The organism is Maribacter luteocoastalis (assembly GCF_048890225.1).
GTDB lineage: Bacteria > Bacteroidota > Bacteroidia > Flavobacteriales > Flavobacteriaceae > Maribacter > Maribacter luteocoastalis.
Window position 1 is genome coordinate 76134 of the sequence record NZ_JBMFZG010000006.1, and the last position, 12435, is coordinate 88568.

9 protein-coding genes are annotated in these 12435 nt (G+C 34.5%); 1 reads left to right on the forward strand and 8 read right to left on the reverse strand.

The genetic code is table 11. The features are described 5' to 3' along the window. Positions 1–13: 13 nt before the first annotated feature. The 4 genes from ACOCEA_RS12625 to ACOCEA_RS12640 all read right to left on the reverse strand — a co-directional run bounded on the left by ACOCEA_RS12625 (position 14) and on the right by ACOCEA_RS12640 (position 7495). Positions 14–688, reverse strand: coding sequence for a Tat (twin-arginine translocation) pathway signal sequence containing protein (locus ACOCEA_RS12625; RefSeq protein ID WP_420756613.1), 675 nt, complete (start codon positions 686–688; stop codon positions 14–16). Positions 689–694: 6 nt separating this feature from the next. After that, a complete protein-coding gene (locus tag ACOCEA_RS12630; protein WP_420756614.1) occupies positions 695–1732 on the reverse strand; it encodes a c-type cytochrome in 1038 nt (345 codons plus the stop codon). 548 nt (positions 1733–2280) lie between these two features. Continuing rightward, entirely contained in the window at positions 2281–6336 is a 4056-nt protein-coding gene (locus tag ACOCEA_RS12635) for a hybrid sensor histidine kinase/response regulator transcription factor (RefSeq protein WP_420756615.1), read from the reverse strand. 448 nt (positions 6337–6784) lie between these two features. Further along, positions 6785–7495, reverse strand: a complete 711-nt coding sequence (locus ACOCEA_RS12640) for a pirin family protein (protein ID WP_420756616.1) — start codon at positions 7493–7495, stop codon at positions 6785–6787. A 151-nt stretch (positions 7496–7646) separates the two neighbouring features. On the opposite strand from ACOCEA_RS12640, the gene ACOCEA_RS12645 reads away from it, so the two are divergent. Then, positions 7647–8156 (forward strand): hypothetical protein, encoded by a 510-nt coding sequence (locus ACOCEA_RS12645; RefSeq protein WP_420756617.1) that lies wholly within the window; start codon positions 7647–7649, stop codon positions 8154–8156. A 2-nt stretch (positions 8157–8158) separates the two neighbouring features. Here ACOCEA_RS12645 and ACOCEA_RS12650 read toward each other — a convergent pair whose 3' ends face one another. From ACOCEA_RS12650 to ACOCEA_RS12665, 4 genes are read right to left on the reverse strand one after another with little or no spacing between them, the layout of a single operon-like run. Beyond that, the gene (locus tag ACOCEA_RS12650) at positions 8159–9490 is read right to left on the reverse strand and encodes a DUF58 domain-containing protein (RefSeq protein ID WP_420756618.1); all 1332 of its coding nucleotides are present in this window, start codon (positions 9488–9490) and stop codon (positions 8159–8161) included. Continuing rightward, positions 9491–10489 carry an AAA family ATPase gene (locus tag ACOCEA_RS12655; protein WP_420756619.1) on the reverse strand — a complete coding sequence of 333 codons (999 nt, stop codon included), beginning with the start codon at positions 10487–10489 and terminating at the stop codon, positions 9491–9493. After that, a complete protein-coding gene (locus ACOCEA_RS12660; RefSeq protein ID WP_420756620.1) occupies positions 10479–11699 on the reverse strand; it encodes a DUF4350 domain-containing protein in 1221 nt (406 codons plus the stop codon). The genes ACOCEA_RS12655 and ACOCEA_RS12660 overlap by 11 nt, the downstream gene beginning before the upstream one ends. Then, on the reverse strand, positions 11692–12432 hold the full coding sequence (locus ACOCEA_RS12665; protein ID WP_420756621.1) for a DUF4129 domain-containing protein: 741 nt from the start codon (positions 12430–12432) through the stop codon (positions 11692–11694). The genes ACOCEA_RS12660 and ACOCEA_RS12665 overlap by 8 nt, the downstream gene beginning before the upstream one ends. Positions 12433–12435 lie beyond the last annotated feature (3 nt).

A 12435-nucleotide genomic window follows, 5' to 3' on the forward strand; every position in this document is an offset into this window, starting at 1 on the left:
TGTTGTTATTTGATTATTCACCGGCGTAAATATATCCACAGCCTTTCTCTTGAGCCCTGCCCAAGGCCCAAACACCTGATGGTACTATTTGAATTCCAGGCAATACCGCCGCTTTCCATTCTTCATATGTTTCTTTTGGGTCTAATCCCATTTGTTGTGCAATGGCACCGCTATAAACAGACATTGCCAAGTTGCATACGCAGAACATGGCACCTCTAGCTTGCATATCCTTGATTCCTTGAATAACAGGAAGTGGAAAATCACCTTCTTGAGGTTCATAATAAGGATTTCTCTCATAGTTGGTACCGTCAGCTTTTTTAACATGAAAAAGCTCTCCCAAAGGGTATTTTTTCCAAAGTGAAGAATTGAAGGCAAACGGAATACCATCGTGTCGTAAAACGGTCATCGCTGTGATATCATCGTCAGATGACCCAGTTTCGTTATTGGACAGGTAAAAGGCCCAGTTCCAAATTATTGGGAATCCTTTGTGAGGATAGGATCCATCATATACTATACGATGCTTTCCTTTTATTTTTTTGAACCAATCATCCGCTTCGTTCATTTGGGTTTCATTAAAATCTGTCATACCTGCAAATGCTGGATTACCAAGCACAGATAGGGTACTTGCTGTAGCGCCAAGCATGATGGCACCCATGAAGTTTCTTCTGGAATTTGTCTTTGTTTTCATAATTACTTATTTAGATTTAACAATATTATACTCATTTTTATAATACGCTATGATAGGTTGAAAAGGCCCTATTTGATGTTGCTGTATCGAGAAAGTATCGGAATATGGTCCATACGGGGTAGATACCGGTTTTCTTTTCAAGTCTGGAAAATCATGTTCTCTATTTAATTTTGAAGGTCTTTTCTGTTGATTTATATATCCTGCAACATCGTAAGCTTCTTCGTCATTTAATAAAGGAGCATCATGGGTACTTCCAAAGGGCATATTGGCTTTAATGAATTGTGCCGATGTTATCACACGGGTCATTCCTGCGCCATCATTGTAGGAATCGTTCCCCCAAAGCGGTGGATATTGATAAGTAAAACTTTCAGGTATTTTGAACCCTTGCCCAGTTTTACCATGACAGAGGGCACAGTTGGTTTCAAAAATTTGTTCGCCTTTTTCCAAACTAACGGCCCTATTTGGGATTTTAATTTTGACAAAGCCTTGTCCATATACCTTGCCATTTTCAGGGGCAAACCTACTCAGCCAAGCCATGTATTTGACAAATGCTTTCATTTCTGTACTTTCTATTGGAATTTTTCTTCCGTTCATGCTACGCTCCATACAACCATTGATTCGTTCCTCTATGGTGCCAATTTTGTTTTCCCTACCCCTAAACTGGGGGAATCTGTTCATGATGCCAATAAGAGGTGCGGAAAAAAGCTTCGTGCCGGCCTGTAAATGACAATTGTTACAGGCCAATCTATTACCGGAGTACACCATATCCGAATTGCCATTATCTGGACCAATATATTTGGGCGTATTTATAAACAGCTCATAGCCAAGTTTTATATCTGAATTTTTATCGGAATCATCTAATAATGAAATATCATAGCTCGATACTATTGGGTCAAGTGTAATTTCTGCTAATGGGATAGGGTCTTTTGAGAATGTACCCGAGTAAATCAATAGGATAAATACACAGGTCAATACCATAATACTACTGAAAACTGTGATTTGAAATCTCAGTTTTTTAATTAGATATTTAGTATCATTTTTCATAAAGCGTCGAACTACTTATTTTTTCCTAAAGTGTGGTCGGGGAGTGATACAAGTTTAGATATACTTCAGAAAAATGGTTTTCACTATTTATTCATTCGCTAGCAGTATTTGTGCAATTCTATTTCAATAACGTAATGTTTTTAGTGTTTCTCTTTTAAGAGGCCATGTGTCAAATTAAAATTTGACATCGAAGAACTATGGTTCAAAAAAACGTACAATTGATTTAAGTAGTTATCATTCTATTATACCTCTTTAAATCTTGTTTTTGTTACCCAAAAATTATATTTAAGAATTTTAACTTCGAGTAGTAAATTTTTTAGCGTTTACTTTTTTATCAATATTTTGATGGAACAAGTAATTGGGAAGAGAAGATTGGTGTTTTATGTTTAACTATATTTTATTTATAATATAATAGTTTGTAATTGAGATGTATAGCTGTTACTTGAAGGGAAGGTGTCTTTTCAGAAACAAACATATCCAGTTTTCTACTATAGATTTAGCTATGAATTTAAAAATTTTGGCAAATAATAGTGGTATGGTATGAATGGCTAATTTGATATATCACTAGGTGGGTAACCATATTCTTCCTTAAAGGCACGGCTAAACCATGAAGGATCGTTAAAACCAACGGTATAGGCAATTTCTGAAACCGATTTATCAGTATTTTGAAGTAATTCCTTTGCAGATTCCAAACGAATGGTTCTTATAAAAACGGCGGTTGACTTCCCTGTGATTGCCTTTAGTTTTCGGTAAACTTGGGATTCACTTAAACGCAGTTTAAGACTAAGTTGAGCGATACCAAAAGTAGAATTATCCAATTCTTCATGAATCAAATTGATGACTTTGGCAATAAACTTTGTTTCGGCATTTTTTGGTTGTTTTGCTATTACTTCGGTAACTTGGCCCTGTTGGAATTTATGGATTAATTTTTTCCTTAAAGAAAGCAATTGCTCCAATCTTGTAAATAACTCCTCTTTATTAAATGGTTTTGCCAAATAAGCGTCTGCGCCTTGGGTAAGTCCTATTACTCGATCTTTTGTGGTTGCCTTGGCGGTCAATAAAACAATAGGGATATGATCTGTACGTTCATCTTTTTTGAGCATACTACATACTTCATACCCATCTCTACCAGGCATCATAACATCCGATATTATAATATCAGGAGTGTGTTCAAAAGCCATTTCCAGGCCTATATTACCATTGATTGCGTGGATGGTATGATAATATCCGCTTAAGCATTGTTTTAAGTAATAGGAAACATCCTTATTGTCTTCAATAATTAGCACCAATGGTAAATTCTCATCGTTTTTAACGGTGTTATCCTGTAATCCTATAAAATCTATTTCTGGATCCGATTTTTTTTGATTTCGTTTTAATGATTCAATAGTGACCTTTGGGGCCTTTTGGGTTATGGGTAGTGTTACTTTGAAAACACTGCCTTTATTTGGTGTGCTATCTACCGAAATGTCCCCACCAAGTAAATTCACCAATTCCTTGGTTAAAGCGAGGCCAATTCCTGTACCATCCCTTTTTCTGGTAACTGTTGCATCAACCTGGTAAAATCTATTGAAAATATGAGGTAATTCCTCTTTGGTTATCCCCATACCCGTATCAGTAACTTTAATAATCAACATGGTATTGTTTTCATGGTGAATATGAAGAACAATCTTGCCTAAGGCTGGAGTAAATTTGATAGCATTTGAAAGTAGATTTGATATTATAGTTGATAATTTATGTGAATCCACATCCATTATTAATTCATCAACTTCAGAATAGACCGTAAAGTGAATGTCATCTTCTTGGGCAAAGGAATGAAAGCTTTCGCCTAAATATTTAATAAATGGTATTACATTGATTTGAACAAGATTGGTTTCCATATGCCCACTTTCAAGTTTGGAAAGATCAAGCATTTCATTAACTAGTGACAACAGATTTTTACCATTTCTACGAATCATATCAACCGCGTTTTTAATATGCGGTGTGGTATGGGTATCAAACTTGCTTTCTAGAGAATCTGTCATTCCTAGTATTACCGTTAATGGTGTTCTGAATTCATGGGTTATATTATCATATAAACTATTTTTTAATTGACTCACCTCTTTTAGGCGAAGGCTTTCTTCCACGGCCAATCTTTTTGAGAGTTGAAAGCGGTAAAACCTGTCGGCAAATGCCACTGCAATACTGGCATAAATAATATATGCCCACCAAGTTGCCCACCATGGCGGTAATATTTCAAGGTTCATTTGTAAAGGTTCTTGTTCCCATTCCTTACCTCGTGAAAAGCCATTAACTTGTAAGGTATAGTGACCAGCTGGAAGATTTAAGAACTGGATTTCAGGATCTTTTAAAATATTCCATTCTGTATCTGTAGGGAGTAGTTTATAGGCAAAAGATACATCTTTATGAAGTCTATAATCAATACTTGAAAAGCCAAGGTAAAAAGGGAATTCATTATTTTTGAATTGTAAACGCTCTGTCTTGTTAATTACGGATGTTAACCAAGGTTTTGTTGTATTGTGTGGTTTTACAATTTCATCCCTTACCCTTAATTGTGAAAAATAAAGTGATTCCGGCCTATCAATTTCTTCTAAGTTTTTGGGGTGAAAAAAGGTTACCCCTGCAACCCCTCCTAAATATATAATACCATTCCTGTCTTTAAATTTAGCATGGATGTCAAATTCTTTACTCTGAATACCATCTTGAACCCCGTAAAATTTGAAGTCCTCTAAAAGAGGATCAAACTTTACAATACCTTCTGTTGTACCTAACCACAGCTTGTCGGATTCGTCATGTTGAATACAATAAATTATTCCGTTCGTATTCTGTTTTTGTTTTCCCCATGATTTGAATTTGTGGTCTCCCAAAAATAGATTTAATCCATAATGGGTGGCCAACCATAATTTTCCTTTAGAATCAATGGTAATATCATATACTGAATTTGCCGAAATAGCATGGGTATCGTTTTCGTCTTCTGTATAATTAGTGAAAACTGCTTGGTCAAAATTGGTGCCTGAAAGACTTAGTTGGGATAATCCTCCTTGGGATCCAACCCAAAGTGTATTATGTTCATCAACAAGAATACATTGTGTAAAATCATTTATCAGAGAGTTTGGGTCTCCCTTGTCATTTTTGAATCTTTTGACCTTAGTATCATAGTCATTTGTCAGGGTAAGCCTGAAAATACCATGCCCGAAAGTTGCGCCCCAAAGATTATTGTTTTTATCCAAGGCAATACCTTTGATAAAATCGTTATTAATTGATTTTGAATTATTTGGGTCATGTTGAAATACTCTAAATTTTGGATTGTTGGGGTCAAAAGACACCAAGTCAATCATACTTAATCCACGGCTAGTTGCTAACCATAGCCTCTGGTTTATAGTGTCTTTAAGTATTTCGCGAACAACATTACCAGATATACTAGAGGGGTTATTTTGATCTACTTTGAAATAATAGGTTTTTCCACGGCTAATTAAATTTAACCCACCATCAGATGTGCCAATCCACAGTTGATCTTTGTCTTTTAAGATGGAAAAAACCACATTGTCGTTCAGTAGGTGTTCCCCTCTTTTATTTTTAGAGATATTATGAAAATAAGGGGCTTTAAAATCAAGGAGGTTTAAGTTATTGGCGGTACCAACAAAAATTTGATTTTCAGTTATTCTTAAAAGTGAATGAACGGTGTTATTGCTTAGACCAAGTGTTTCATTTTCATTATATTGAATCTTTTTTAAAACTTTTTTAGCGTCCCAATCAAATAAGAAGAGACCATTCCCAGTTCCTATCCAAACTTTTGATTCTCCTTCCTTTAAGAATTTTGTGACATGTTTTATGGGACTATCGCCCTTACTGTTCAGTTCAAAGGGGAATACTTCATCATTAATTTCATCGTATATAAAAATCCCCGTATCGGTGCCGATTAACAATCCGTCGTTGGTTTTATAAAATGCCTGCACATTACCTTGTACTTTAAATTTTGGCGAAAGAGGTGGATTTTTTAAATTGGATAGGTCCCATTTATAAACCTCCCCTTGAAAACCACCTATCCATAATTTTTTTTGATTATCTATTTGTAAAGCGCTTAAAGCTTTGTCATTTAAAAAATTATCTTGTTGAAAGGATGCACTGCTGTTAGACTGTAATCTATACAGTCCAGATTTTCTAGAGGCTACCCATGTAGTTCCATTTTCCTCAATTTCCAGACTGGTAATATTTTCATTTTTTTTGTTTCCTAACTTAATTCTATGGAATATATCCAATTCTTGGTCGTAATAATTAAGACCATCATCCAAAGTGCCTACCCATAAATTTCCATTATGACTTCCTAGTAATTTGGTAATGTAATTACCTGAAATTGTAGTGGAGTCTAGCTCGTTATAATTATAATGTTTAAACTCGTGTCCATCAAACCTATTTAATCCGTTTTGAGTTCCAATCCAAACAAATTCATTGCTGTCTTTAAAAAGGTTTAAAACCGTTACTTGGGAAAGACCATCATCTAAAGTGAAGTATTTTATTCTTGGATGGTTCTGTCCATAACTACTTGCACAGATTAGTAGTGAAATTAAGATGTAAATAACGGATATAAAATTAATTACAACTTTCATCTTTTATTTTTTGGTCTTGATTTAGTTGAAATTGAAGGGGAGTTTTACAACTAAAAATTTCTTTTACTTTAAGAATAAGCGATATGCAGACATTCTTTGAGTAACTAATGTAAGCATTGCTGTTTAAAAGAAAAACAAATCTGTGTGAATTGGTAATTGTAAAACTTTTTGAACTAAAATTTTATACCAACATTAGGCTTTTGTTGTAGTAAATAAAAAGATTTGACCCTTTCCGCTATTAGTAGCCGTCAGGAGTTTTATTAATTTTAAATCTTTCTACTTTAAAGTGCGGCAATACTCGTTAATACCGATATACTTTTTGATATTAAATAGGGAGGTGACACCTATTATAATTTTTGAATTAAAATTAAACGGTCAATTTTTTTGGTAGCTCGTTCAAATTTTAAAAGGTTTTGATTGAATTAAAAACCGAAATAATTAATCCAGATCAAAGCATTGGCACATCCATAACCAAAAACTTAGTGTCTGAGATGGCATCTATATTAAAAGAGTTGGTCTCCCATATACCAAAACCATCTCTCGTATCTAGTTTTTGTTCATTTATGATAAGATTGCCTTCCAATACAAAAATATAAGCACCATTGCCTTTTTTCTTAATGGTATAGGTTTCATAGGAACCTTGATCAAAATTTCCCAAATGAAACCATGCATTTTGATGTACCCAAACACCTTGATCGTCCTTATTTGGGGACAAAATTTGATATAATTCGTTTTTTACGGCTATCGGGGTCAATGTTACTTGATCATATCTCGGCGTTACTTCTTGTATGTTAGGGAATAACCAAATTTGAAGAAATTTTACCTCAGAATCAGAATTCTTGTTATACTCACTATGCGATACTCCTGTACCTGCACTCATCACTTGTACATCACCTTCTTTAATAACAGTAGAATTTCCCATATCGTCCATGTGTTGCAGATCTCCTTGTAAAGGAATGGATATAATCTCCATATTGCGATGTGGATGCGTGCCAAACCCTTTACCACCAGCCACGGTATCGTCGTTGAGCACTCTTAACGCACCAAAATTCATTCTTTTTGGGTCATAATAATTGGCAAAGCTGAAGCTATGAAATGAGTTTAACCAACCATGATTTGCATGGCCCCTAGTATTAGCTCTGTGTATTATGGTTTTCATTGGTAATTTTTATTAAGAAAAATTAGTCGGAATGTGATTTGTAAAATTACATGGTATGATTTGATATAGGTCTTAAAGAATTGATAATTCTAGGTAGGGTTTTAAGATGTGAAATTGTTTTAAAGATATAATTAAGGGCTAAAATTTTAGGATGAATTTTGCGTTCATGGTTATACGTTATATTTCCCGAGGTATTATGAAATACGTTTTTATCACTCTTTTCTTAGCAATTGGAACTATGGGACAAGCCCAAGAAATTGAAAATGTAGCCAAACATGTTGGTGCAGGTGCTGTTATTGGGGGAGTAGGCGGTTATGCAGCCCATAAAATTTTTAAAGGTCAACGAGGATGGACGTGGGCAGGTGCCATCGGTAGTAGTCTGGCTGCCGGTTTAGCCAAAGAAACTTACGATAAATCTACTGCGGGGGTTTGGCAAACAGATGATGTGCTTTACACCACTTTGGGAGGTATAATTTCTGGTTTGGCAATGGAATTGCTTTTTAATAAAAATAATAGGAGTGGAAAAGGTGGCCTGCGAAAAAATTGTGGTTGTCTTGTATCCAATAAAAATAATCAAATATTTGATTTTATGCCTTTGGCAAAAGCCAATGGTTCTAAAAATATTTCTTCTGAAATACAAGTTTCCTATTTTTTAAAATAGCCCTAGAGCAAACCTCTAGCCTTAATTTCTAAGTACTTGTTAATTGTGTTTATGGTCAATTCTTCTGGTTTGGTCAAAATGGTCTGAATACCATACTTTTGAAGTTCTTTTTGCATAAGAACCTTTTCAAAAGAGAATTTTTCTGCTATCGTTTTATGATATATAGATTGCAGATCCTCTACATCTGTTGAAATCAATTTTTCCAATTCAGAGTTCTTAAAGAAAACAACTACTAAAACATGTTTTTTTGCCAAAGCCAAAAAATAGGGAAGTTGTCTTTTAAGTGATGAAATATGTTCAAAATTAGTGTAAAGAAGCAAAAGGCTCCTTTGGTTAATTTTACGCTTTATATGACTGTAAAGAACTCCAAAATCTGAATCGGTAAATGAAGTATCAATGTTGTACAGTTGTTCTAAAATTGTATTGAGATGTGTAGGTTTTTGTAATGCCGGGACATAAGAATTTATAGCTTTTGAGAAACCAATTAGTCCTGTTTTGTCATTTCGTTTTAAGGCAATATTTGAAAATGCCAAACAGCTATTAATGGCATAATCTAAAAGTTTTAAATCGTTAAATGGCATTTTCATCACTCGACCAGTATCAATTATGGAATACACTGGTTGTGATTTTTCATCTTGGTACTGGTTCACCATTAACTGATTTTGTTTGGCGGTAGCCTTCCAATTTAGCGTTCTAACATCATCTCCCTGTACATATTCCTTAATCTGTTCAAATTCCTGTGTATGTCCAATTCTTCTTATTTTTTTAAGACCCAACATGGAAAGTCGGTTACTGATAGCTAAAAAATCATACTGTTGCATTTGTATAATAGAAGGATAAACAGGAACCATTTGGTCTTTTTGAATAGCGAATTTTCTTTTTAGTATTCGTAGTGGGGAAGAAGCGAAAACTATCAAGTTTCCAAAAACATATTCCCCTCGGTCAACCGGTCTTACAGTATATTTAAATTGTTTTTTTTCTCCTTTTATCAATGTATTCTTATAATCAAAATCACGTTTTTGAAATTGCTTCGGCAGTTCATCTACAATAGAGATGTAGGTTTTAAATGGGTAGTATGCCTCAAATTCGATTTTAATGGGATTTGCATCACTATTAGAAAGTTTTAATGGCAATTTTCTTCGGGCCTGGATACCTTTTCCCAATCCGTAAAGTAATAGGATATCAAAAAAAAACAAGCCTACAAGTAGTAAGAAAAGTACCCAAGCAATAGGATATAGTACTTTTATCCAATAGGAAACCACAAAACAAGCGGCTAAGCAACCCAAGTACCTAAAAAAAATATTATGAATGTAGAAGGATTTTAGAAACTTCATCTAACGTGGAATTTCTACACTTTCAGTAATCATTTTAATGACGTTTTCTGTAGTCATACCCTCCATTTCCCTTTCTGGAGTTAGAATTACCCTATGATTAAGTACAGGGACCAGTGCTTTTTTTACATCTTCTGGAGTAACAAAATCCCTACCGTATATGGCGGCAAAAGCCTTGGCACTGTTTAATGTGGCAATTGAGGCACGTGGGGATCCACCCAAATACAAATGTGGATGGTTTCTGGTCTTGGTAACTACTTCTGCTATGTATTTAAAGATTTTTTCTTCAACAATAATTTCCTGTATTTGGTCTTTAAAATACTGAAGTTCCTTAGGGTCAAGGACATTTTTAAGTAATGATTGCGGCAATGCACCTTTTCTGTCGTGGTGTGTTTTTAAAATTAGTATTTCCTCTTCTGTTTCTGGGTAGGATACTTTTATCTTAAATAAAAATCGGTCTAATTGAGCTTCTGGTAGTGCATAGGTACCTTCTTGTTCAATTGGGTTTTGTGTGGCCAATACCATAAAGGGAGTATCCATTTTATAGGTAGTGCCATCCATGGTCACCTGTTTTTCTTCCATGGTTTCGAACATGGCAGCTTGTGTTTTTGCCGGGGCACGGTTTATCTCATCAATCAAGATAATATTGGAAAAAATAGGTCCTTTTTTAAACTCGAATTCCGACTTTTTTACATTGAAAATGGAGGTGCCTAAAATATCACTTGGCATTAAGTCAGGTGTAAATTGGATTCTACTAAAATCTGTATTCAATGTTTGGGCAAAAAGCTTGGCGGTTATGGTCTTGGCAATACCCGGAACTCCTTCTATAAGTACATGGCCATCTACCAAAAGAGAGACAATTAAGAGTTCAATAAAGTTGTCTTGTCCTACGATTACCTTGGCCAATTCCTGTTTTATATCTAAAACCGCCTTTTGTAGTTCAGCTAACGAAATCCTATTATCAAAACTTAGGTCGTCCTTACGTGGTTCATTATTTTCCATTGGGTTCAAATTTATATTTTTGAATAAGTTGGTTAAGGTCTATTAGTTCACTATCGGTTATTTGTGCCTTATTCTTAAGTTGTTCTATATAACTAAATAGCGTTTTTGTTTGTTCTAAAGTATGTCCGCTTTTTAATGCTAATTTCTTTAGGAAATCATCATCAATTACATTGCTGTCTACATAGTACTTATTCCTTAAATAGTTTAAAAAGTAATTTATCTTGTGCCCAACAATGGTTTTTTGGTCATTTTTTTCAAAATACATATCGGAAATAGTACGTGTAAATGCCAAAGTCTGATTTTCAAGTGGCTTTATAACAGGAATGGCCCGTTGTTTTCTTTTACCTTCGAAAATGACATAAATCAAGGCCCCTATTAAGACAATATAATAGGCCCATTTTAATTCTTTAGTGTTTAGAAATATATACATGGGCGATGTGTAAAACGCTTTGCCACTCTTGTAATGGTTGTCTATGTAAATAGTGCCGCCATTGTTGAGATAAGTACTCAAACCTGCCGTGTAGTCCTTATTGTTATCTTCTAGGATAAAATAGTTGGTGAATGCCTTTGGAAAGGTTGATAGTATAATTTCACCACTACCAAAATTGGTATGTATGGCAGTTACATTATCAATTTCCTCTGGCTTGGATTCACTTGGGAGGGTAACAGTGGCTAAAACGGTTGTATTGGTAGTATCTAACTCTGAGAAAATAATTACCGCAGTTGTTTTTTCATAACTATAGTCGTGATCATTTTTGAAATTTGGATTTACCAGTTTATGGTTTTGCTTTTGGGCCGTTTCAAAACCACCGTATTTCATACTAGTTTTAATCTTCAAGGTATCTGAAAGATGTTCATCAAATCCTTCAGCGGCAATGAATAGGGTATTTCCTTTGGCTGTCCATTCCAGTAATCGGTTAAACTCAACTTCATCAAATTGAATAGTATTGTTAATGAATACATAAGTACCTTTTGGATTATCTTCATTCGTAAGAAACTCAAAAGGAGAAAGGGTAATTTGGGTAACTTTATTTGGGTATAAGGTATTGGTGATGAGTTCATTGAAGATAAAAGTCCCATAAGGGATTTTGTGCGTGCCCACGAAAGACTCAAACCAATTAAGTTCCTTTGGTTTATTGTATTGCAATAACATAAGCACCGCTAAGGTGGCTAGTAAACCAATACTATAAAACGTACCTTTTTTACGCATCTAATACTATTTTCTTTAAGGCTAAAAATTTGGATTCCGCTTTTACATATTTAGTCTTGTCAATTGGGAAATCACCGTACCATACATAATCATATAATCGGGTTATGGATTGAAATGGCTCAATTAATTGTGTCTGTTGGATTTCGTTTAAAAAGTCCTCATTGGTTTTTTGATGTGCCCAATCTATAATGTCTTTTTCTGTCATAATTTGAAGCATGTACAAATAGTAATATCTAACCGCCAAGCGATAATTATCATTGTCCAATGCCCCTTTTATGAGGGTCTGTATATCTTCATTCTTAATAATATGTTCTTCTTCCGATAGCGCTACCGTAGACTGATTATTTTTCGCAAAAAGAATAGACCTTGCATTTACAGTAATAAAAAATTTTATGAGGATAAAGAGCAACACTACAAGTAAAAGGTAGGGTACTATTTCAAGAAATATGTTAAATGCTCCACTAGCTTTTTCTACCCCAAAAATCCATTCGAAAAAACGTAAGACTAGGTTGGATAGCCAGTTTTTAATTGAAATCCACCATTCTGGGGCACTAGATTTTATTATTTCATAGTCAAATTTTGGGTCGCTCAAGTAAGTTTCTAAATCACTAACCTTTATCTCTTTAGGTAGTATATGGGATTCATCATATACCAGTGATAACGAATCTTTTTGAGCATGGATCACACTACCTAAGAACATTAACAAGATGATAAACAAAAAGTGTTTGGTCATTAA

Bases quoted from the DNA above. Each gene is read 5' to 3' on its own strand.
- ACOCEA_RS12625 (WP_420756613.1), bottom strand. From the start codon at position 688: ATGAAAACAAAGACAAATTCCAGAAGAAACTTCATGGGTGCCATCATG.
- ACOCEA_RS12630 (WP_420756614.1), bottom strand. From the start codon at position 1,732: ATGAAAAATGATACTAAATATCTAATTAAAAAACTGAGATTTCAAATC.
- ACOCEA_RS12635 (WP_420756615.1), bottom strand. From the start codon at position 6,336: ATGAAAGTTGTAATTAATTTTATATCCGTTATTTACATCTTAATTTCA.
- ACOCEA_RS12640 (WP_420756616.1), bottom strand. From the start codon at position 7,495: ATGAAAACCATAATACACAGAGCTAATACTAGGGGCCATGCAAATCAT.
- ACOCEA_RS12645 (WP_420756617.1), top strand. From the start codon at position 7,647: ATGAATTTTGCGTTCATGGTTATACGTTATATTTCCCGAGGTATTATG.
- ACOCEA_RS12650 (WP_420756618.1), bottom strand. From the start codon at position 9,490: ATGAAGTTTCTAAAATCCTTCTACATTCATAATATTTTTTTTAGGTAC.
- ACOCEA_RS12655 (WP_420756619.1), bottom strand. From the start codon at position 10,489: ATGGAAAATAATGAACCACGTAAGGACGACCTAAGTTTTGATAATAGG.
- ACOCEA_RS12660 (WP_420756620.1), bottom strand. From the start codon at position 11,699: ATGCGTAAAAAAGGTACGTTTTATAGTATTGGTTTACTAGCCACCTTA.
- ACOCEA_RS12665 (WP_420756621.1), bottom strand. From the start codon at position 12,432: ATGACCAAACACTTTTTGTTTATCATCTTGTTAATGTTCTTAGGTAGT.